Raw genomic sequence first — 21933 nt, 5'->3', positions numbered from 1 at the left:
CTGCAAGCGGGCCCGAGAGATTACAGATTCCGCAGCGCGGCGACTACTGCGTCGCCCATTTCTTGCGTACCGACCTTGGTGCAACCCTGCGACCAGATGTCGCCGGTGCGCAAGCCCTGGTCGAGCACCAGGCTTACGGCTTTCTCGATCGCGTCCGCCGCATCCGCCAGGTTGAAGCTGTAACGCAGCATCATCGACACCGACAAGATGGTCGCCAGCGGGTTGGCAATGCCCTGACCCGCAATGTCCGGCGCCGAGCCGTGGCAAGGCTCGTACATGCCCTTGTTGTGGGTGTCCAGGGATGCCGACGGCAGCATGCCGATGGAGCCGGTCAGCATCGAGGCCTGGTCGGACAGGATGTCGCCGAACAGGTTGTCGGTGACGATCACGTCGAACTGCTTCGGTGCGCGCACCAGTTGCATGGCGGCGTTGTCGACGTACATGTGGCTCAGTTCGACGTCCGGGTAGTCCTTGGCCACTTCTTCGACGATTTCACGCCACAGTTGGCTGGAGGCCAACACGTTGGCTTTGTCCACTGAGCAGATCTTCTTGCCCCGCACGCGCGCCATGTCGAAACCGACACGGGCGATCCGGCGGATTTCGCTCTCGCTGTACGGCAGGGTGTCGTAGGCCTGGCGCTCGCCATTTTCCAACTCCCGCACACCGCGTGGCGAGCCGAAGTAGATACCACCGGTCAGCTCACGCACGATCAGGATATCCAGCCCTGCCACGACTTCCGGCTTGAGGCTCGAGGCGTCGGCCAGTTGCGGGTAGAGGATGGCCGGGCGCAGGTTGCCGAACAGGCCCAGTTGCGCGCGGATCTTCAGCAGGCCGCGCTCGGGGCGGATGTCACGTTCGATCTTGTCCCACTTCGGCCCGCCCACGGCGCCGAGCAGCACGGCGTCGGCGGCGCGGGCGCGGTCCAGGGTTTCGTCGGCCAGCGGCACGCCATGCTTGTCGATGGCCGCGCCGCCGATCACGTCATGGCTCAGCTCGAAGCCCAGGCTGTACTTGCTGTTGGCGAGTTCCAGCACCTTGACCGCTTCGGCCATGATTTCCGGACCAATACCGTCGCCAGGGAGAATCAGAATCTGCTTGCTCATGGGTTCCTCATTTCATCGAGCGACCTGCCCGCGGGCAGGTCGGAAAAATTCAATCAGCGTTCGGCGAAGGCCACCAGCACGTCGGTGCTGAAGGTGCCGTCGGCCTGGACTTCGTAGTAATCGCGCACTTCCTGGCCCATCGCCCTTTGCAGCTCAAGGATGGCAGCACGCAATACCTCTGGCGTGCGCATGCGTTCGACCCACGAGGTGTATTCCAGGCGCAGGCGCTGGCGGCTGCTGTTGCGCACGTGCAAGCCGGCCTCGCTGAGCTGGCCCATCCACTCGGCGGCGGAGTAATCGCGCACGTGGCTGGTGTCGCGCAGCACTTCGACCGTTTGCAGGTAAGTGTCCAACAGCGGGCTGCCCGGTGACAAGACGTCGACGAACGCCGCCACGCCACCCGGCTTGAGCACCCGCCGCACCTCGCGCAGGGCCAGGCCGAGATCGCTCCAGTGGTGGGCCGAATAGCGGCTGAACACGAAGTCGAATTCGCCGTCGGCGAACGGCAGGCGTTCGGCGGCGCCGTTTACGGTGCTGATATTGGTGAAACCGCGATCTTGCGCAGCGGCGGCTACCACATCGAGCATCTGTTGGGACAGGTCGTAGGCCACCACTTCTTTTACCAAAGGCGCCACATGGAAACTCACATGACCGGCGCCGCAGCCCAGGTCCAGCAGTCGTGCGCTGCCCTGCCCGGCCAGTTCAGCCTGGAGCAGCGCGAATTCGGTGCCCTGGGCGTGCACGGCACTGCTCAGGTAGGCCGCGGCCTGCTCGCCGAATTGTTTTTGCACGACTTGGGTGTGGGCGGTGGTGATCATGGTGGTTTCCCTTGGGGCTTGTGGTGTTTTTACTGCCGTCTTCGCGAGCAAGTCGAATCGTCGCACCGCCGCTCCCACATTCGACCGAGTTTCTTCAGTTGAAATAAAGTCAAAGGTGGGAGCGGGCTTGCTCGCGAAGGGGCCAGTGCGGCCTACAAAGATTCAGGCATCACGAAACAACCAAGGCTGGCTCGCCCGGTGTTTGGCCTCAAACGCCGCAATCGCATCGCCGTCCTGCAAGGTCAGGCCGATATCGTCCAGGCCGTTGATCAGGCAATGCTTACGGAACGCGTCCACCTCGAAGTGATACACCTTGCCATCCGGTCGGGTCACGGTTTGCGCGGCCAGGTCGACGGTCAACTGGTAACCCACCTCGGCTTCCACCTGCTTGAACAGCTCGTCGACTTCTTCGTCAGTCAAGATGATCGGCAACAAGCCGTTCTTGAAGCTGTTGTTGAAGAAGATATCGGCATAGCTCGGCGCGATGATGCTGCGAAAGCCATATTCTTCCAGGGCCCATGGCGCGTGTTCACGACTGGAGCCGCAGCCGAAGTTTTCCCGGGCCAGCAACACGCTGGCGCCCTGGTAGCGCTCGGCATTGAGCACGAAATCCTTGTTCAGCGGGCGCTTGGAGTTGTCCTGGTAGGCATAGCCCACGTCCAGGTAGCGCCATTCGTCGAACAGGTTCGGGCCGAAACCGGTGCGCTTGATCGACTTCAAGAACTGCTTGGGGATGATCTGGTCGGTGTCTACGTTGGCACGGTCCAACGGCGCAACCAAACCTGTGTGTTGTGTAAAAGCACGCATGGGGTATTCCTCAGATCAATTCGCGAACGTCGATGAAACGACCGTTGACGGCAGCCGCCGCAGCCATGGCCGGGCTGACCAGGTGGGTACGCCCGCCAGCGCCCTGACGCCCTTCGAAGTTACGGTTGGAGGTGGACGCGCAGTGCTCGCCGCTCTCCAAACGGTCCGGGTTCATCGCCAGGCACATCGAGCAGCCCGGCTCACGCCATTCAAAACCGGCTTCGAGGAAGATCTTGTCCAGACCTTCCGCCTCGGCTTGCGCCTTTACCAGTCCCGAACCCGGCACCACGATGGCTTGCTTGATGGTCGACGCCACCTTGCGGCCCTTGGCGATCACCGCCGCGGCGCGCAGGTCCTCGATCCGCGAGTTGGTGCAGGAGCCGATGAACACGCGATCCAACTGGATATCGGTGATTGCCTGGTTGGCTTTCAAACCCATGTACTTCAGGGCGCGCTCGATCGAGCCGCGCTTGACCAGGTCGGTTTCCTGGGCCGGGTCCGGCACGTTCTGGTCGACGGCCAACACCATTTCCGGCGAGGTGCCCCAGCTGACTTGCGGCTTGATCTGGGCAGCGTCGAGTTCCACCACGGTGTCGAACACCGCGTCGGCGTCGGAGACCAGATCTTTCCAGGCTTCTACCGCAGCATCCCAATCGGTGCCCGCAGGTGCGAAAGGACGCCCCTTAACGTACTCGACGGTTTTTTCATCCGCCGCCACCATGCCCACACGGGCGCCGGCTTCGATGGACATGTTGCAAATGGTCATGCGGCCTTCGATGGACAAGTCGCGAATGGCGCTGCCGGCGAATTCGATGGCATGGCCGTTACCGCCGGCGGTGCCGATCTTGCCGATCACGGCGAGGACGATGTCCTTGGCGGTCACGCCGAACGGCAGCTTGCCTTCAACGCGTACCAGCATGTTCTTCATTTTCTTGGCCACCAGACACTGGGTGGCGAACACATGCTCCACCTCGGAAGTGCCGATGCCGTGGGCCAGGGCGCCGAACGCACCATGGGTAGACGTGTGGGAGTCGCCGCAGACCACGGTCATGCCCGGCAAGGTGGCGCCCTGCTCCGGGCCGATCACATGGACGATGCCCTGGCGCACGTCATTCATCTTGAATTCAGTGATGCCGTACTCGTCGCAATAGTCGTCAAGGGTTTGCACCTGCAGACGCGACACGGTGTCGGCGATGGCGTCGATGCCGCCCTTGCGCTCCGGGGTGGTCGGCACGTTGTGGTCCGGGGTGGCGATGATCGAGTCGACGCGCCAAGGCTTGCGCCCGGCCAGCCGCAGGCCTTCGAACGCTTGGGGCGAGGTCACTTCATGGATGATGTGACGGTCGATATAGATCAGCGACGAGCCATCGTCGCGCCGTTTCACTTCATGGGAATCCCAAAGCTTGTCGTAAAGCGTTTTGCCGGCCATCAGTTGGTCCTCATCACAGGTCTTTCTATGCCCCGGGCCTTGAAACACTCAATAACCCTTTGGCTTGTGAGGCTGATGGTATGGCGCTACATTAAATAACTCAAATTCATATTTTTTATGCTTTGGATTACCAACTGGAATACAACAATGGATCTGGCCAACCTCAATGCTTTTATCGCCATCGCCGAGACCGGCAGCTTCTCTGGTGCCGGCGAGCGCCTGCACTTGACCCAGCCCGCCATCAGCAAGCGCATTGCCGGTCTGGAACAACAATTGAAGGTGCGATTGTTCGACCGCCTGGGTCGTGAAGTCGGCTTGACCGAAGCTGGACGCGCCCTGCTGCCGCGGGCTTATCAGATCCTCAACGTGCTGGACGATACACGCCGGGCCCTCACCAATCTCACCGGTGAAGTCGGCGGGCGTCTCACCCTGGCCACCAGCCATCACATCGGCCTGCACCGCCTGCCGCCGGTGCTGCGTACCTTTACCCGGCAATATCCGAACGTGGCGCTGGATATCCAGTTTCTCGATTCAGAAGTGGCCTACGAAGAAATCCTCCATGGCCGTGCCGAAGTGGCGGTCATCACCCTCGCGCCGGATCCTCACAATCTTGTGCGCGCCACCCCGGTGTGGGACGACCCGTTGGATTTCGTGGTGGCGCCGGAGCACAGCCTGATCAGCAATGACAATATCAGCTTGGCCGATATTGCCGGGCACCCGGCGGTTTTCCCCGGCGGCAACACCTTTACCCACCATATCGTCCGTCGGCTGTTCGAGGCACAGGGCCTCACCCCGAACATTGCAATGAGCACCAACTACCTGGAAACCATCAAGATGATGGTGTCCATCGGCCTGGCCTGGAGCGTATTGCCGCGCACCATGCTCGATGATCAGGTGGCGAGTATCGCTTTGCCGGGCATACAGCTCAGTCGCCAGCTAGGCTATATCGTGCACACCGAAAGGACGCTGTCGAACGCTGCGCGGGCTTTCATGAGCCTATTGGATGCACAGGTCGATCTGCCACGGATACCGGCATGACACCGTGCGGCCTCAAGGCTTGATTAAAGCCGCGCCGAACGCCCATCGAGCCAAGGCCCTGTGATAATGCCCAACCCCGTCGATTCCGTACCGCCCCTGCCACGTATCTACGCCCTGGACCCCCAAGAGGCGGAACAAAGCTGGGAAAGTGCCCCGCAATTGCTGGCCGCGCTCAATGCTGCGCGGCTGGGCGCATGGTGCTGGGAAATCGACACCGGCCGGATCAGCTGGTCGCGGGGCACCCAGGCGCTGTTCGGCTTCGACCCGCGCCAGCCGTTGCCCAAGGACCTGGACTACCTCGACCTGCTGGCGCCGGGGGACCGCGCCAGAGTGGTGCGGGCGTTTCACGCGGTGCTGGCGGGCGAGCCGACGGAGCACGCCATGCACCATCGCATTGCCTGGCCCGATGGCACCCAGCACTGGCTGGAGATCAGCGGCAGCTTGGCGCCCGACAAGTCCGGCCGGCGCCGAATGATTGGCGTGATCCGCGAAATCACCCAGCGCAAGCACGCCGAGCAGGCGCTCAAGGACAGTCAGGAGCGCCTCGACCTGGCCCTGGATTCGGCGCAACTGGGCACCTGGGACTGGCACATCCCCACCGGCATGCTCTATGGCTCGGCACGCGCCGCCCAATTGCACGGCCTACCGCCGGAACCGTTCCATGAATCCTTCGAAGCGTTTTTCGAAGGCATGCCCGACGAAGAGCGCGAGAACATGCGCAACGCCTATCGCACCCTGCGCGAAGGCCCGGCCGGCAGCTACCAGCTGACTTATCGCGTGCCCATGGAAGACGGCAGTTCGCGCTACCTCGAAAGCCGTGCGCGCCTGTACCGCGATGAACGCGGCGCACCGCTGCGCATGGCCGGCACCTTGCTGGACATCACCGACCAGGTGGAGCGCGAACAGCGCCTGATCGCCTCCGAAGAGAAATTCGCCAGCCTGTTCCAGGCCAGCCCCGACCCGATCTGTGTGACCTGCCTGGACAACGGCGCGTTTATCGAGATCAACCCCGCCTTTACCCAGACCTTTGGCTGGACAGCCGCCGAGGTGATCGGCAAAAGCGCCGAGCAGATCGGCCTGTGGGACGAGTCAAGCAAGCGCCTGCAGCGGATCGAGCGGGTGATCCGCGAGCAGGCGCTGAGCAATGTGGCGCTTGTGGTGCACCATAAGGACGGCCAGAGCCTTACCTGCGTGATCTCCAGCCGCCTGATCAAGGTTGGCGACCAGCCGTGCATTGTCACCACGCTGCGGGACATCACCCAGCAACAACGCTCGGAAGCTGCCCTGAAGGCCAGCGAAGAGAAATTCGCCAAGGCCTTCCATTCCAGCCCCGACGCGATTTCCATTACCGAGCGCGACACCGGCCGTTATGTGGAGGTCAACGACGGCTTTTGCCGCCTGACCGGCTACCGCGCCGAGGAAGCCATTGGCCTGACCTTTTACCAGATCGGCATCTGGGCCGATGAAAACCAACGCGCCGCATTGTTGGCCCAATTGCAGATCAAAGGCCGTATCAACCACCTGGAAATGCTCTGGCATAACAAGCGCGGCGAGTTGCTGGCGGTGGAAGTTTCGGTGGAGCCCATCACCCTCAATGAAACCCCGTGCCTGCTGCTGACCGCGCGGGACGTGAGCCTGCTGAAAAATGCCCAGGCACAGATCCGCCACCTGGCCTACCACGACCCGCTGACCAACCTGCCCAACCGTGCCTTGCTGATGGACCGCCTGAGCCAGCAGATCGCCCTGCTCAAGCGCCACAACCTGCGCGGCGCGCTGCTGTTCCTTGATCTTGACCACTTCAAGCACATCAACGATTCCCTCGGTCACCCAGTGGGCGACACGGTGCTGAAGATCGTCACCGCACGCCTGGAAGCCAGCGTGCGCATGGAAGACACCGTGGCACGCCTGGGCGGCGATGAATTCGTGGTACTGCTCAGCGGCCTGGAGGGCTCGCGCATGGAGGTGAGCCGCCAGGTGCAGGGATTGGCCGATACCCTGCGCGAGCTGCTCTCGGAGCCGATGTTCCTCGATGGTCACCGCCTGCAAGTCACGCCGAGTATCGGTGTGGCGCTGATTCCCGACCACGGCTCCACGCCGGCCGACTTGCTCAAGCGCGCCGACATCGCGCTTTACCGTGCCAAGGATTCAGGGCGCAATACCACGCAGATGTTCGGCAACAGCATGCAGAAAACCGCCAGCGAACGCCTGCGCATGGAGACCGACCTGCGCCTGGCCCTCTCGCGTGGCGAGTTCAGCGTGCACTTCCAGCCGCAAGTGGATGCGCGCGGCGACAAGATAGTCGGCGCCGAGGCCCTGGTGCGCTGGCAGCATCCGCAATTGGGCGCGCAATCGCCATCCGAATTTATCAAGGTGCTTGAAGACAGCGGCCTGATCCTTGAAGTCGGCACCTGGATCCTCGATGAAGCCTGCGCCGCCTTTGAACTGTTGGTCGCGGAAGGCTTGGTCGACCCGTTGAATTTCAGCCTGTGTGTGAACATCAGTCCCCGGCAGTTTCGCCAGAACGACTTCGTGGAGCGGGTGGAACGCAGCCTCAAGCAACACCAACTGCCGTTCAGCCTGCTGAAACTGGAGATTACCGAAGGCATCGTGATCCAGAATCTGGACGACACCATCAGCAAGATGCGCCGCCTGAAAAAGCTCGGCGTCAGCTTTGCGATGGATGACTTCGGCACCGGCTATTCATCGCTCACCTACCTCAAGCGCCTGCCGGTGGATGCACTGAAGATTGACCAATCTTTCGTGCGTGACGCCACCCACGACCCCAACGACGCAGAAATCATCCGTGCCATCGTGGCCATGGCCCGCAGTCTGAACCTGGAGGTGATTGCCGAAGGTGTGGAAACCCTGGAGCAACTGGCATTCCTGCAGGGCCTGGGTTGCCATTTGTACCAAGGGTATCTGCACAGCCGACCGTTGCCCCTGATCGGATTTCGGGAGCGTTTGATTGGCGCGAGGGCAGGCCCTACACCAATTTGAGCGCGCGGCCGCGCTGATGCATCCAGTGCGAGCCGTTCAAGTCGCGCTTGGCGCCATAGTCATCGAAGGCACCCTCGACAACCACCACCGAATGGTTGAAATTCGCCAGGGTGCCGGATACGCCCGAGGCCAGTTCCTGCACACTGCTCTCGCGAGCGAAGGCGTATAGGCCAAGGCGGCGCAAGGCGTCGCCGGCAACCTCACCGTCGTTGAGCGTTTGCAGGGCCACATCAAAACCGGCACCGGCGCGAAACTCGTGATTTTCCAACTGGGCACGCTTGGCGCTCGCGGCGTACAGGAACACGGCGTCGTCAATCAGGCCTTTATCCGTGCCATGGAAGTTGGCAGCCGTGCGCGCCGCTTTCAGCTCATCATGGGTCAGCCGAACCGCACAACCGTCACGCATGGTGACGGTGTAGCCGTCCGCCGTTTCAGTGACGTGCTTGAAGATGCCCAAGGGGTTTTGCCCATACTTCATCATTGCGGCCTTGATCGCCGATACCGTGACACAGTTACCTTCCACGCCCTGATAGAAGCCGCCCCAGATATCGGCCGGTTTGACGCCGATGGGTGCCGACGGGAACTGCGCGGGCTTGGCGTCCGATTCGACCGGAATGCGCGCGGCAAGCTGAAAGCCGTAGTCCTTGACGATGGGCGCCTGCTCGCCGTTGCCATGCTTGACGCCATCCACCACCAACGCGCTTGAGTAGTTAAAGGTAGAGGTGACGCCGACGCTGCCTGGCGCGCCTAGCTTGTCAGGCGGCGCAACCCGTAGAAAACCGACCAGCCCCATCCCCTTCAAGGCGTTATAAGTAGACTCTCCGCACAACGTGCTCGATAACGCCGCGTCAAACGGGACATTGCCCTCTGCCGCCTTGCGCTTGGCAAAGGCCGCCAGCATGAAATTGGCGTCGTTGACCATTCGCGTGTCGGAACCGGTAAATCGCGAGGCTTCGGTAGTGCGCTGCAGCTCCTGCTTCGAGACTGTCACTTCAAAACCATCTTTCATGGTGACGCTGTGTCCCTCGTCGGTCGCCTGGACACGTTCAAACATATCGGAGGGCGACTGGCCAAACCTGAGCATCATCATCTTGATGACTGCGGCATGACTGCTCAGGTCGAATACCTCACCGAAATGTCGCGATGCCGCCGTGAAACCCGGCAAAACCTCGGCAGCCTCTGGGCGTATCTGTGTCGCGGTCGGTTCAACCTTGGGCACGATGACAGGCGTGACGGGGGCCGGCTGGATGCGAGGCTGCGGCGCGCCATCCTTCACCAACGTGTATGTATAGCTACGATCCGGCGGACCCTGCCTGCCGAAAAGATGCGCCTGGCCGGCATGAATCAGCGCAGAGCCAAAATCATAACTGTCTGCCACGCCCGTTGCGCCAGTGCCGACAACCGTCGCAGTGGGTACGTACTGGAGATGGCCGGACAGCCCCATGCCCATGAGCATGTTAAAGGTGGTTTCACCCTGCAACGACCGGGTCAAGGCCGACTCGAAACCCGGCAGATCATCGGCGTTGCCGCTGCGCAACTGTTTGCGCTTAGCGAACACCGCCAACGCGAAATTGGCACTGTTCAGTGCATCACTGTCAGTCCCGGTAAAACGTGAAGCAGCGGCCGCTTGTTGCAACTCCTGCCTGGAAACATGCAGCCGGTAACCATCTCTCATGGTCACGTCATAGCCGTCTGCGCTGTCCCGTACTTTATTGAACATTTCGCCAGGGCGCACGCCAAACGTCAGCATCATGAGTTTGATGACTGCGCTGTGCGAGCTCGCATTGAAATGCTCGCCAAAACCACGTTCGGGGGCTTCGAAGGCGTTGATGAAAGAGGCGTTTTTTTTTGAATGACTTGATGACTGCGGTGCCATGGGCATTAAACGAGTGGAAGATTCAATTGCAAATGTACTCATATCATTAACCCGTGCTGGAAGGGTCGGACAAGTTCGTCAGGAACGTTCGAAGCGAACGATGCTAGAGCAACGCAACCGCTTGCCCGTGTTTCGGCCGGCCGCCTCTTTTCCCATAGATTTCCTCACTGCCGTCCACTACGGCAACGGAGTGCCCGCGCGGGTTGACCATACCAATCAAAGACCTGTCAGCAAAGTCTCCCACCGACACGTTCTCCATGTAACTCTTTAACCCTAAACGCTTGAAGCCCTCCCCTGAGCCGCTCTCATCCTCACCATCATTGAGTGTTCTTATGGCAGCCTCGAAACTTCTGCTTGCCCATCCGTCATTATTCTCTATTTGCGCACGCTTGACGGAACACGCAAACAGGAAGTGCGCATCCTTAAGCATTTCATTATCATTGAGTGCAACAAAGTTGGAACTCCTGATGGCGCGATCCAGCTCCGACATTGTCAACGTCAACTTAAATCCGTCACGCATAACAACTTCATAACCCTCTGAAACTTTCTTGACAGACGTGTAGATATCCGTCGGGCTCTGGCCAAACTTCGCCATCGCGGCTTTGATGGCAGAGATCGTTACGCAATTACCATCCTTTCCTTGACGAAAGCCATTCCAGATGTGATCGGGCTTTGCACCGTTACGCTTGTTGGAAAGCTCGGGAATAGGCTCGCTCTGCTTATCGATGACGGCTGTGTCAGGAGCGGGCTGCACACGCGGCGCAGGTACAGGTAAACCGTCGCGCTTCGACTCAGGTGGGCGCACGTCTGCACCCAGGAGGGTCTGCAATCGGTTGAAGAAGTGCTTGAACAGGCCGCTCAGCATGCCCATCAAGGCAAACGGCTCCAGGCTGTTACCGACACTATCGGGCCTGGTCTGGGTATGGGGTGCAAGTGGCGAGCGACGCAAGTTGTCCCGGTATTCCGAGTCCGACGATGTCCCAGTTGGGTAGTCAGGTTCCCGATGAAGCTCAATGGTTGGCCGCGCAACATGGCTGTGGTTTATCGATGACATCCTTCAAATCTCATTAAGTGCTCCCTGACCCAAGGGATCAGGGAGCGGACATTTATGTTCAACTCATCAAGACAGGTTTAGAAGCGTGAGCGAAGGCTTGGCCTGGCGGATCGGTTTCGGGAGTGGATGCGGGCATCGTCATCCAAGCCATCTGGTGCGGGAGCTGTAAAATCCGGAGTGGGTCGGGTATCAGGCTTCGGATCAACCGTGGCTGGGGTAGGTGCATCAGGGCTTACGGGCGGCCTGGGTTCCGGCTTTTCAACGGTCAATGGGGTGACCTGAGGCGATATGGACGACGAGGTATCGAGCTTCGGCATGACCGTAGAGACCGGCAAAGCTTGTTTATCGACCGCCGGGGCCACCACGGCCGGTGACGCTGGCTGGCTATCGGCCTTTGGCGCGATCAATGCGGGTGACAAGGCTTGCGCATCGCTCCTTGGGTTGAGCCCGGGCTGTAGTGCAACTTTTTCGCCGGTATGTGGGCAGTGACATCCCTGGACCTGTACCGTCACATTTATTTCGGAAGACAACTTATTGTTCTGTGCCGAATCAGTGGTTGAAGCTGTAGCCGGTTTGGTAACGTGCTTGCCATCAGATGCAAGGGTCACTTGGGTAGGCCCATGCGGCACTACTTTCACTGCCGGACCAGACTTCACCTGCGTGCCAGCATCCATTTGCGGCGCGGTCCCAGGTTTAACCCCTGCATCCGCGACGCCCTTGGGATCAGGACCAGACTTCACCTGCGTGCCAGCATCCATTTGCGGCGCGGTCTCGGGTTTAACCCCTGCATCCGCGACGCCCTTGGGATCAGGACCAGACTTCACCTGCGTGCCAGCATCCATTTGCGGCGCGGTCCCAGGTTTAGCCCCTGCATCCGCGACGATCCTGGAATCAGGACCAGACGTCACGTGGGGTTGAGCCTGCAGTTCATCAGGCAACTTGGGCAGCACGCCCATGCCGGCGAGCATGCTACGCATCACCTTGAGCGCAAACTCGAATATGACAAACAGCTTTTCCAGGGCTTCCTTATTCACGGTCACATTGTTTTCTTTTTGCGCCGGGCTGCTGTCATTCAGAAATTTACGGACACTGCCTGTCGAGGAAGACACGTCGAGCGGCTTATTCACCTGCGCTGGCGAATGGGTCAGCGGGGCGTGCTCTGTATTCATCGGCACAAACTGTTTGGTCGACACATTAGACATATCTTTATTCCTTGGACTGCGCCCAACTTCCGCACTCGCAGGAGAAAGGCACTGATTGATTAAGAGTGTGAAACAACGGTGAGCTCTACAAACTCGCAAGATTCGTGGCCCATAACGCTGATGCGTTCCGCAGAATCGCGACTTATATAAGGAAACCAATTGCCCCGAAAAGCCTTTTGCTTATGCTCGCACTGAAAAACCTAGAGCACACAGGCCCCGCCCACCCTTAAACCAGACACTTAAGGCAATACCCCGGAGTAAAAGTAACTTAAGGAAAATAACCAGCGCCTTGAGGCCTTACAACTTATGCTAATCGACGCGCGCGCAGCTAACCTAGTAACGTTCAGGCGCTGCATTGCATTAAAGACTCGTAGCAGTACAGTCCAGCGTTCATGTTTATTTGCATATATTCGGCAATAACACAGCTCTCATCCAAGCGCTGGAGACCGCCTTGAACAGCGTGCAGTTACACCCTAGCGTAATCTTTCAGACGAAAAAAAGGCGCCTTTCGGCGCCCGTTACAGTAACAACGAAATACTTATATATGTAAACCTAATCTTGCAATGCCATCGACCGCTCATGCTGACCGGGCATGCCCAGCAAGCGTGCGACCTGCTCCAGGTCAGTCTCCCTGCGCATCAGCGTAAACAGCTGCACCGCCTCAGGATAATTGCGGGTCAGCATCGCCAGCCATTGCTTCAAGCGCCCCGGCGCTTGACGCTCGGTCAGTTGCGCCACCGACTGGGTCCAGAAATCCTGGAGCATCGGCTGCATCTGCGCCCAAGTCATTTCGACCACCTCCTCGCCCGCCCGCGCCGCGGCAATCTGCCGTGCCAGGTCCGGTCGCGCTACCAGGCCACGGCCGAGCATGATGTCCTCGGCACCGCTGATCTCGCGGCAGCGCTTCCAGTCTTCGACACTCCAGATATCGCCATTGGCGAACACCGGCACCTTGACCACGTCCTGAACCCGCGGGATCCACTCCCAGTGGGCCGGCGGTTTGTAGCCGTCGGTCTTGGTGCGCGCATGCACCACGATATGCGCCGCGCCGCCCTCGGCCAGGGCGGTGGCGCAGACCAGGGCGCCGTCCGGGCTGTCGAAACCCAGGCGCATCTTGGCGGTCACCGGAATATGGGCAGGCACCGCGCGACGCACGTGTTCGACGATCTGGTTGAGCAGCTCCGGTTCCTTGAGCAGCACCGCACCGCCGCGGGACTTGTTGACGGTCTTGGCCGGGCAGCCGAAGTTCAGGTCGATCACTCGCGAACCCAGCTCGCAGGCCAGGGCGGCGTTTTCCGCCAGGCAGACCGGGTCGGAACCCAGCAATTGCACACGCAGCGGCACGCCGGCGGCGGTATGGGCGCCGTGCAGCAGTTCCGGGGCGAGCTTGTGGAAATAGGCGGGGGTGAGCAGGCGATCGTTGACGCGGATGAACTCGGTCACGCACCAGTCAATACCCCCCACGCGGGTCAGCACGTCCCGCAGGATGTTGTCGACCAACCCCTCCATGGGCGCCAAAGCAATTTGCATGGGAAACACTCAACAAAAATCGTGGCGCAGTTTACTGGGTTTCCCACAACAACCGTTAACCCCCTGTCAGGACGGGGCCATAACCGTCGAGAAACTCCGGCGGCATGCGCTTGGGCTTGCCGCTGGACAGTTCGATACAGACAAAGGTGGTGTTCGCGCGCAGCAAGGTGACCCCGTCACGCGGGCGCGACAGCTGGAAGCGTCGGGTCATTTTCAGGCGCTGGTCCCAGTCGACGATCCAGGTGGCCAGTTGCAGTTCATCACCTTCGTAGCCGGCGGCCAGGTAGTCGATCTCGTGGCGCACCACCGCCATGGCACGGTCCAGGCGGCGATACTCGGTAAGGTCCAGTCCCAGGCGCTGGGAGTGGCGCCAGGCGCAGCGCTCCAGCCAGGACACATACACCGCGTTGTTGGCGTGCCCCAAGCCGTCGATGTCTTCAGGCGCAACCTGCAGATCGATGATAAACGGCGTTGCCAAATCCCAGCCCATGCCTTGCTCCCCGTCGATTGATGTCGGCGGGGAGAGTGTATCAGGCCGTTTGCAGCGTCTGTAAACCACAGCTGGCCAGCAGCGAAAGCGTCGCGTCGATCACCCGTGGGTCGGCCAGTACTTTCTGATGGCCGCCCTGCTCCAGGCGCAGCAGGCGGCTGTCGAACCAGGCTTCGTGAATGGCTTGAGAGGCTTTGACCGGGACGAAGGTGTCGTCTTCGGCGTGCACGATCAGGCCGGGGATATTCATCTGATAGTGAGCCACATCCAAATGTTTGAGCGGCATTGCGAAGGTCATCTCGACTTCCCGGATAAAGGCTGAACGCGCCCGCGCCGGCAAACCGACCATTGTGGTAAAGCCGCGCAGCGCATCCAGAAAGCGCGACGGCGCGGCGATACTCACCAACGCCTCAGTGCGCAAGCCCAACTGCACCGCCAACATCGCGCTGGCGCCGCCCATGGAGTGGCCGATCACAGCGCGCAGCGGCGGCAACTCGGCGGCGGCCTCCAGCATGGCGCGAGCGAACAGCAATACATGCGCCTCGCGCCCCGGCGAACGACCATGGGCGGGGCCGTCCAGGGCAATCACCGAATACCCCTTGTCGACCAACGCGCTGATCAGGCTGGCGAACTGCGTGGGCCGGCCTTCCCAACCGTGCATCAACAGCACGGTGGGCCCCTGCCCCCAACGCAAGGCCGACAAGCCGAAACGCAGGGTGATGCGCTCCGATTGCGCCAGCAGCGGCAGTTCCCAGTCACGCGGCGGCAACGTGCGCGGCGTCATGAAGACACGACGCATTTTGTTGGCCACGGTTTGCGGGGCCAGATGCCCCAGTGTGCCGTTGATGCGACGAGTCCAGGTCAGCGTGCCCATTATGCAGCCCTCTTCTAGCGCACGGCGGACTTGGCGGCGCGCAGCACGCGATCAGACAACTCCCCCGGCCCCAATGCGCGGGCCAACGCCAGGCCACCGATCATCAGCGCCATGTCAGCCAGGGCTTTGTCAGTGTCTTCAGGGCTGACGGCAAGTTGCGCGGCCATCAGTTCGCAGTGCTCGTTCAGCGCCTGGCGAAATGCATCCGGTAAACGGCTCATCTCGCCGACGGTCGCCGGGATCGGGCAGGCCTGGGCCGTGGAGTCACGGTGCTTGCGCGACAGGTAGAACGCCGCCACCAGACTTCTGCGCTCTTCACCGGTCAGCTGCGAGTCCAAGTCATCAATCGACGCACGACGCTTGGCCAGCAATTGGGTGAACGCCTCCAGCATCAGCGCGTCCTTGCTTTCAAAGTGCGCGTAGAAGCCACCGACGGTCAGCCCCGCCGCGCCCATGACTTCACCCACGCTCGGTTCGGCCGGGCCACGCTGGATCAGCGCGGCGCTGGCGGCCTGCAGGATACGTTCGCGGGTTTGCGCTTTTTTATCGCTCATCAAAGCCTCCGTTTCTCATGGGTTGAATATTATTACCATAATAATATTTGGCAAGCGACAGGCACGACCATTGGTCAGAAGAGAACGTGCAGAGGGAAAAGAAGAAATTGGCCAAACGCCGGACAAACAAAAGGGCCATTCAATAATTGAATGACCCTTAAAAATCCCGCAGAGCGGGTAATCGTGGCGTCCCCTAGGGGACTCGAACCCCTGTTACCGCCGTGAAAGGGCGGTGTCCTAGGCCACTAGACGAAGGGGACACAAACCTTCTGTACAACCTGATCAAGCGATGCCTGATCTGTTCAAGGATGGTGTGGCCAGGCCTTGAACCTGTAAATTGGTGGAGCTAAACGGGATCGAACCGTTGACCTCTTGCATGCCATGCAAGCGCTCTCCCAGCTGAGCTATAGCCCCGGATTTTTCGTCTCGCGACGCAGCAGACCTTTCGAGCTGCTTGTTGAAACTGGCGTCCCCTAGGGGACTCGAACCCCTGTTACCGCCGTGAAAGGGCGGTGTCCTAGGCCACTAGACGAAGGGGACAAAACCTTCTGTACAACTGATCAGCGCTGAGAACTGATCGGTTCAAGGCCGGTGTGGCCAGGCCTTGAACCTGTAGATTGGTGGAGCTAAACGGGATCGAACCGTTGACCTCTTGCATGCCATGCAAGCGCTCTCCCAGCTGAGCTATAGCCCCTCATCGGTGAGGACGGGGCGAATCTTAATGGCGGTTTGGAAGTGTGTCAAATTTATTTTCAACAATTTCCAAAATTTTTTGCCGGGATAACAATCACTTACCGGTGAAACCCCGGAAAACCGGGGTTTCACCGTTACGACGGCCTGCTTAAGCGATAGCGCCCAACAGCTTTTCCCATTCCTTGTTTTCTTTCTTCGACACGCCACCCAGCAAATCAAGGGCTTGGCGCAGACGGAAACGCGTCAGGTCCGGGCCGAGAATTTCCATCGCATCAAGTACCGACACCGAACTGGCCTGCCCAGTGATCGCGGCAAACATCAGCGGCATGGCGTCGCGCAGCTTCAATTCCAGGGATTCCACCACCGCTTGGATCGTCGCGGTGATCGCCTCCTTCTCCCACTGGCGCAGGCTTTCCAATTTCCAGAGGATCAACTGCATCAACTGGCGAACCTGATCGCCGGAAAGCTTCTTGGATTCGAACAGCTTGGCATCCGGGTTCACGCCACCGGCAAAGAAGAAGCTGGCCAGCGGTGCGACCTGGCTGAAGGTCTCCACCCTGCCCTGCACCAGCGGCGCGATCTTCATCATGTACTCAGGGTTCAACGCCCATTGCTGCACGCGGCTGGCGAACTCTTGCACCGGCAGGTCACGCAGCCACTGGCCGTTGAGCCACGACAGCTTCTCGATATCGAAGATCGGCCCGCCCAGGGACACGCGAGACAGGTCGAAGTTATCGACCATTTCCTGCAGCGAGAACTTCTCGCGCTCGTCCGGCATCGACCAGCCCATGCGGCCCAAGTAATTGAGCATGGCTTCCGGCATGAAGCCCATGCGCTCGTAGAAGGTCACCGAGGTCGGGTTCTTGCGCTTGGACAGCTTGCTCTTGTCCGGGTTACGCAGCAGCGGCATGTAGCACAGCTGCGGCTGTTCCCAGCCGAAGTACTCATAGAGCAGGATCAGTTTCGGCGCCGATGGCAGCCACTCTTCGCCACGCAATACGTGGGTGATGCCCATCAGGTGGTCATCCACCACGTTGGCCAGGAAGTACGTCGGCAGGCCGTCGGTCTTCATCAGCACCTGCATGTCCATGCGGTCCCACGGGATCTCGACGTCGCCGCGCAGCATGTCCGGCACCACGCACACGCCTTCGCTCGGCACTTTCATGCGGATCACGTGGGGCTCGCCGGCGGCCAGGCGCCGCGCCACTTCTTCTTTCGAGAGCAGCAGCGCGCGGCCGTCGTAGCGCGGGGTCTCGCCACGGGCCATCTGCTCGGCGCGCATCTGGTCCAGCTCTTCGGCGGTGCAGAAGCACGGGAAGGCGTGGCCCATATCGACCAATTGCTGGGTGTACTGCTTATAGATGTCGCTGCGCTCGCTCTGGCGATACGGGCCGTGGGGGCCGCCGACGTCCGGGCCTTCCGCCCAGGTAATGCCCAGCCAGCGCAGGGCATCGAAAATCTGCTGTTCCGACTCGCGGGTGGAGCGCAGTTGGTCGGTGTCTTCGATCCGCAGGATGAATTCACCGCCGTGCTGCTTGGCAAAGCAGTAGTTGAACAAGGCGATGTAAGCAGTGCCGACGTGGGGATCCCCAGTAGGCGATGGCGCGATGCGCGTGCGGACGGTGGTCATGGCAGGTCTCGAATGGGCGATATAACTGAAAATTTAAACAAGGGGCGGATGGTAACACCAGCTTGGGTGGTTCCGGGAGACCGAGGCGCCTGCATTCGCGAGCAAGCCCGCTCCCACACTTGATCGCGTTCATTCAGTTGGAATGCGATCGAATGTGGGAGCGGGCTTGCTCGCGAAGGGGCCAGCAAGGTCACCGCAATCAGACCGCCAGAAGGCGCTCGCGCAACTTGCCGATCTCATCACGCGTCTGCGCCGCCGCCTCAAACTCCAGGTCCCGCGCCAACTGGTACATCTTCTCTTCCAGTTGCCGAATCCGCTTGGTGATCTCACTCGGCGAGCGCAGTTCGTTCTCGTATTTGGCGCTTTCCTCGGCGGCCTTGGCCATGCCCTTGCGCTTCTTGCTGCGCGAACCGGGCACGGTGGCGCCTTCCATGATATCGGCGACGTCCTTGAACACGCCCTTGGGGATGATGCCGTTCTCCAGGTTGAACGCGATCTGCTTGTCGCGACGGCGCTGGGTCTCGCCAATCGCGCGCTCCATGGAGCCGGTGATGCGGTCCGCATAGAGAATCGCGCGGCCGTTGAGGTTACGTGCCGCACGCCCGATGGTCTGGATCAGCGAGCGCTCCGAACGCAGGAAGCCCTCCTTGTCCGCATCGAGGATCGCCACCAGCGACACTTCCGGCATGTCCAGGCCTTCACGCAGCAGGTTGATCCCCACCAGCACGTCAAAGGTCCCCAGGCGCAGGTCGCGGATGATTTCCACGCGCTCCACGGTGTCGATGTCCGAGTGCAGGTAACGCACACGCACGCCGTGGTCGGCCAGGTAGTCGGTCAAGTCTTCGGACATGCGCTTGGTCAGCGTGGTAACCAATACCCGCTCCCCGAGGGCCACACGCTTGCCGATCTCCGAGAGCAGGTCGTCGACCTGGGTCAGCGCCGGACGGATTTCGATTTCCGGATCCACCAGGCCCGTCGGGCGCACCAGTTGCTCGATCACCCGGCCGGCATGTTCAGCCTCGTAGTTGCCGGGCGTCGCCGACACGAAGATGGTCTGCGGGCTGATGGCTTCCCACTCATCGAAGCGCATCGGCCGGTTATCCAGCGCCGACGGCAGGCGGAAGCCGTACTCCACCAGCGTCTCTTTACGCGAACGGTCGCCCTTATACATGGCGCCGACCTGCGGCACGCTGACGTGGGACTCGTCGATCACCAGCAGCGCGTCGGGCGGCAAGTAGTCATAAAGGGTCGGCGGCGGCGCGCCGGATTCGCGGCCCGAGAGATAGCGCGAGTAGTTTTCGATGCCGTTGCAGTAGCCCAGCTCCAGGATCATCTCCAGGTCGAAGCGCGTGCGCTGCTCCAGGCGCTGGGCTTCGACCAGCTTGTTGTTGGCGCGCAGGTACTCCAGGCGCTCGGCCAATTCGGCCTTGATGCCCTCGATGGCGCCCATCAGGGTTTCGCGTGGGGTTACGTAGTGGCTTTTCGGATAAAAGGTGAAGCGCGGCAGCTTGCGGATCACCTCGCCGGTCAACGGGTCGAAGGCCGACAGGCTCTCGACTTCATCGTCGAACAGCTCGATGCGGATCGCTTCCAGGTCGGATTCGGCCGGGTAAATGTCGATCACATCGCCACGCACGCGGAACGTGGCGCGGGCAAAGTCCATGTCGTTGCGCGTGTACTGCAGGCTGGTCAGGCGGCGCAGCAGCTCGCGCTGGTCGAGTTTGTCGCCGCGGTCGACGTGCAGCACCATCTTCAGATAGGTTTCCGGGCTGCCCAGGCCGTAGATGCACGACACCGTGGTGACGATGATCGCGTCTTTGCGCTCCAGCAACGCCTTGGTCGCCGACAGCCGCATCTGCTCGATGTGGTCGTTGATCGACGCATCCTTCTCGATAAAGGTATCGGAGGACGGCACGTAGGCTTCGGGCTGGTAGTAGTCGTAGTAGGAAACGAAGTATTCCACCGCGTTGTTCGGGAAGAACGCCTTGAACTCGCCATACAGCTGCGCGGCCAGGGTCTTGTTCGGCGCCAGCACCAGGGTGGGACGGTTGATCTGCGCGATCACGTTGGCGATGCTGAAGGTCTTGCCCGAACCGGTCACCCCGAGCAGCGTCTGGTGGGCCAGGCCGGCCTCGATGCCCTCGACCATCTGGCGAATGGCTTCCGGCTGATCGCCAGCGGGTTCAAAGCGGGTGACGAGTTGGAAATCCGACATAACGTACCTCGTGTAATCACCCCCGGACTGTAAACCCGTCGAGGACGAAATAGACCACCGCCCGCGAAAATTCAAAGCGGGCAGTAGGAAAAAACCATGATAGCCATAGAAGTGGTGGCGGATGTGTCGGGTTTCAAGGTAATCGTCCTACGCGCCCTGTGCGATCTCTATTGCAATAAGACTAACGGTCGGCAAATAAACCGAAAAACTTGGCCGAAAAGCCGTTTAGGCTGTCGCCCTCGTCCGTGATGGCCTCTATACTAGCTCCCCGTTTGTGCACCGCTCTAGTGCATTCGGCTGGAGCGCGACACGTCCCTCCCTTCCCCCATAGAGCTGCCGCAAAAATGAGCCTGTTCTCCGCTGTCGAAATGGCACCACGCGATCCAATCCTGGGCCTCAACGAAGCATTCAACGCCGACACACGAACCACCAAGGTCAACCTTGGCGTGGGCGTTTATTGCAACGAGGAGGGGAAGATTCCACTCTTGCGTGCCGTTGCCGAAGCGGAAGCCATTCGCGTGGCGCAACACGCCGCCCGGGGCTACTTGCCGATCGACGGCATCGCGGCCTACGACAAGGCTGTGCAAACCCTGCTGTTCGGCGCGCAATCGCCCCTGCTCGAAGCCGGCCGCGTCGTCACCGTGCAAGCCGTTGGCGGCACCGGCGCGCTGAAGCTGGGCGCCGACTTCCTCAAGCAACTGCTGCCAGACGCCGTCGTCGCCATCAGCGACCCGAGCTGGGAGAACCACCGCGCTCTGTTTGAAACCGCCGGTTTCCCAGTGCAGAACTACCGCTACTACGATGCCGCCACCCACGACGTAAACCGTGCCGGCCTGCTCGAGGACCTCAACGCCCTGCCGCCACAGTCCATCGTGGTGTTGCACGCATGCTGCCACAACCCGACCGGCGTCGACCTGAGCCCGGCCGACTGGCAGAACGTGCTGGATGTGGTCAAGGCCAAGAACCTGGTGCCGTTCCTCGACATGGCCTACCAGGGCTTTGGCGACGGTATTCACGAAGATGCGGCTGCGGTGCGCCTGTTCGCAGAGTCCGGCCTGACCTTCTTTGTGTCCAGCTCGTTCTCCAAGTCGTTCTCGCTGTACGGCGAACGCGTCGGCGCACTGTCCATCGTCGGCGACTCCAAGGAAGAAAGCGCGCGCATCCTTTCCCAGATCAAGCGTGTGATCCGCACCAACTACTCCAACCCGCCGACCCACGGCGCGGCCATCGTCGCGGCGGTGCTCAATAGCCCTGAGCTGCGTGCCCAGTGGGAAGCCGAGCTGGCTGAGATGCGCCTGCGCATCCGTGGCATGCGCGAGCAGATGGTCGCCGAACTGGCCAAGGCTGCGCCGGGCCACGACTTCAGCTTTGTCGGCCGCCAGCGCGGGATGTTCTCCTACTCTGGCCTGACCGTTGAGCAAGTCACCCGCTTGCGCAGCGAATTCGGCGTCTATGCCTTGGATACCGGGCGTATCTGCGTGGCGGCATTGAACCAGTCGAACATCAACGCGGTCACACAGGCAATCGTTCAGGTGCTGTAAACGGTAGCGGTGGCACAAGGAGGGGAAGCCGATGGCTTCCCCTTTTTCGTGTCCAGCCCCTAGACTGAACCTCGACCGCCCC

16 protein-coding genes and 4 tRNA genes are annotated in these 21933 nt (G+C 60.8%); 3 read left to right on the top strand and 17 right to left on the bottom strand.

The window, feature by feature from the left end:
• Nucleotides 1-20: 20 nt before the first annotated feature.
• From leuB to leuC, 4 genes are all read right to left on the bottom strand, one after another.
• A complete protein-coding gene (gene leuB, locus ACLH0H_RS18670) occupies nt 21-1103 on the bottom strand; it encodes a 3-isopropylmalate dehydrogenase (protein WP_411379135.1) in 1083 nt (360 codons plus the stop codon).
• A gap of 53 nt (nt 1104-1156) precedes the next feature.
• Nucleotides 1157-1921, bottom strand: a complete 765-nt coding sequence (locus ACLH0H_RS18665) for a class I SAM-dependent methyltransferase (RefSeq protein ID WP_411379134.1) — start codon at nt 1919-1921, stop codon at nt 1157-1159.
• 162 nt (nt 1922-2083) lie between these two features.
• Entirely contained in the window at nt 2084-2728 is a 645-nt protein-coding gene (gene leuD, locus ACLH0H_RS18660; protein ID WP_186692026.1) for a 3-isopropylmalate dehydratase small subunit, read from the bottom strand.
• A gap of 10 nt (nt 2729-2738) precedes the next feature.
• On the bottom strand, nt 2739-4157 hold the full coding sequence (gene leuC, locus ACLH0H_RS18655; RefSeq protein ID WP_411379133.1) for a 3-isopropylmalate dehydratase large subunit: 1419 nt from the start codon (nt 4155-4157) through the stop codon (nt 2739-2741).
• 147 nt (nt 4158-4304) lie between these two features.
• Between leuC and ACLH0H_RS18650 the strand changes: the two genes are divergently transcribed.
• Together ACLH0H_RS18650 and ACLH0H_RS18645 are read left to right on the top strand one after the other, a co-directional pair.
• Nucleotides 4305-5195 carry a LysR family transcriptional regulator gene (locus ACLH0H_RS18650; RefSeq protein ID WP_411379132.1) on the top strand — a complete coding sequence of 297 codons (891 nt, stop codon included), beginning with the start codon at nt 4305-4307 and terminating at the stop codon, nt 5193-5195.
• Nucleotides 5196-5261: 66 nt separating this feature from the next.
• Nucleotides 5262-8192 carry an EAL domain-containing protein gene (locus tag ACLH0H_RS18645; RefSeq protein ID WP_411379131.1) on the top strand — a complete coding sequence of 977 codons (2931 nt, stop codon included), beginning with the start codon at nt 5262-5264 and terminating at the stop codon, nt 8190-8192.
• On the opposite strand, the gene ACLH0H_RS18640 is transcribed toward ACLH0H_RS18645, so the two are convergent.
• The 13 genes from ACLH0H_RS18640 to uvrB form a co-directional block, all read right to left on the bottom strand.
• Nucleotides 8179-10110 (bottom strand): hypothetical protein, encoded by a 1932-nt coding sequence (locus tag ACLH0H_RS18640; protein ID WP_411379130.1) that lies wholly within the window; start codon nt 10108-10110, stop codon nt 8179-8181. The two genes, ACLH0H_RS18645 and ACLH0H_RS18640, sit on opposite strands and share 14 nt — an antisense overlap.
• 61 nt (nt 10111-10171) lie before the next feature.
• Nucleotides 10172-10939 carry a hypothetical protein gene (locus ACLH0H_RS18635; RefSeq protein ID WP_411382435.1) on the bottom strand — a complete coding sequence of 256 codons (768 nt, stop codon included), beginning with the start codon at nt 10937-10939 and terminating at the stop codon, nt 10172-10174.
• 260 nt (nt 10940-11199) lie between these two features.
• A complete protein-coding gene (locus ACLH0H_RS18630; RefSeq protein WP_411379129.1) occupies nt 11200-12324 on the bottom strand; it encodes a hypothetical protein in 1125 nt (374 codons plus the stop codon).
• A gap of 552 nt (nt 12325-12876) precedes the next feature.
• Nucleotides 12877-13854, bottom strand: a complete 978-nt coding sequence (locus tag ACLH0H_RS18625) for a tRNA dihydrouridine synthase (protein ID WP_411379128.1) — start codon at nt 13852-13854, stop codon at nt 12877-12879.
• Nucleotides 13855-13909: 55 nt separating this feature from the next.
• Nucleotides 13910-14344 carry an acyl-CoA thioesterase gene (locus ACLH0H_RS18620; protein WP_411379127.1) on the bottom strand — a complete coding sequence of 145 codons (435 nt, stop codon included), beginning with the start codon at nt 14342-14344 and terminating at the stop codon, nt 13910-13912.
• Between the two features lie 40 nt (nt 14345-14384).
• On the bottom strand, nt 14385-15218 hold the full coding sequence (locus ACLH0H_RS18615; protein ID WP_411379126.1) for an alpha/beta hydrolase: 834 nt from the start codon (nt 15216-15218) through the stop codon (nt 14385-14387).
• A 14-nt stretch (nt 15219-15232) separates the two neighbouring features.
• Nucleotides 15233-15772, bottom strand: a complete 540-nt coding sequence (locus ACLH0H_RS18610) for a TetR/AcrR family transcriptional regulator (RefSeq protein ID WP_411379125.1) — start codon at nt 15770-15772, stop codon at nt 15233-15235.
• A 184-nt stretch (nt 15773-15956) separates the two neighbouring features.
• Nucleotides 15957-16032: transfer RNA gene (locus ACLH0H_RS18605), tRNA-Glu, on the bottom strand.
• Between the two features lie 78 nt (nt 16033-16110).
• Nucleotides 16111-16186: transfer RNA gene (locus tag ACLH0H_RS18600), tRNA-Ala, on the bottom strand.
• 50 nt (nt 16187-16236) lie between these two features.
• Nucleotides 16237-16312: transfer RNA gene (locus ACLH0H_RS18595), tRNA-Glu, on the bottom strand.
• A 78-nt stretch (nt 16313-16390) separates the two neighbouring features.
• Nucleotides 16391-16466: transfer RNA gene (locus tag ACLH0H_RS18590), tRNA-Ala, on the bottom strand.
• Between the two features lie 147 nt (nt 16467-16613).
• Nucleotides 16614-18095 carry a glutamate--tRNA ligase gene (gene gltX / locus ACLH0H_RS18585; protein WP_076953510.1) on the bottom strand — a complete coding sequence of 494 codons (1482 nt, stop codon included), beginning with the start codon at nt 18093-18095 and terminating at the stop codon, nt 16614-16616.
• 199 nt (nt 18096-18294) lie between these two features.
• Complete coding sequence (gene uvrB / locus ACLH0H_RS18580; RefSeq protein ID WP_186692042.1) at nt 18295-20310, bottom strand: excinuclease ABC subunit UvrB; 2016 nt, start codon at nt 20308-20310, stop codon at nt 18295-18297.
• A 344-nt stretch (nt 20311-20654) separates the two neighbouring features.
• Here uvrB and ACLH0H_RS18575 point away from each other — a divergent pair, with 344 nt between their 5' ends.
• A complete protein-coding gene (locus tag ACLH0H_RS18575; RefSeq protein WP_411379124.1) occupies nt 20655-21851 on the top strand; it encodes an amino acid aminotransferase in 1197 nt (398 codons plus the stop codon).
• The last annotated feature ends 82 nt before the right edge of the window (nt 21852-21933 follow it).

It is taken from the genome of Pseudomonas sp. MPB26 (assembly GCF_046605355.1).
Lineage (GTDB): Bacteria > Pseudomonadota > Gammaproteobacteria > Pseudomonadales > Pseudomonadaceae > Aquipseudomonas > Aquipseudomonas cedrina.
Note: the sequence above shows the minus strand (reverse complement) of the source record. Positions and strands in the feature narration are given on the sequence as shown.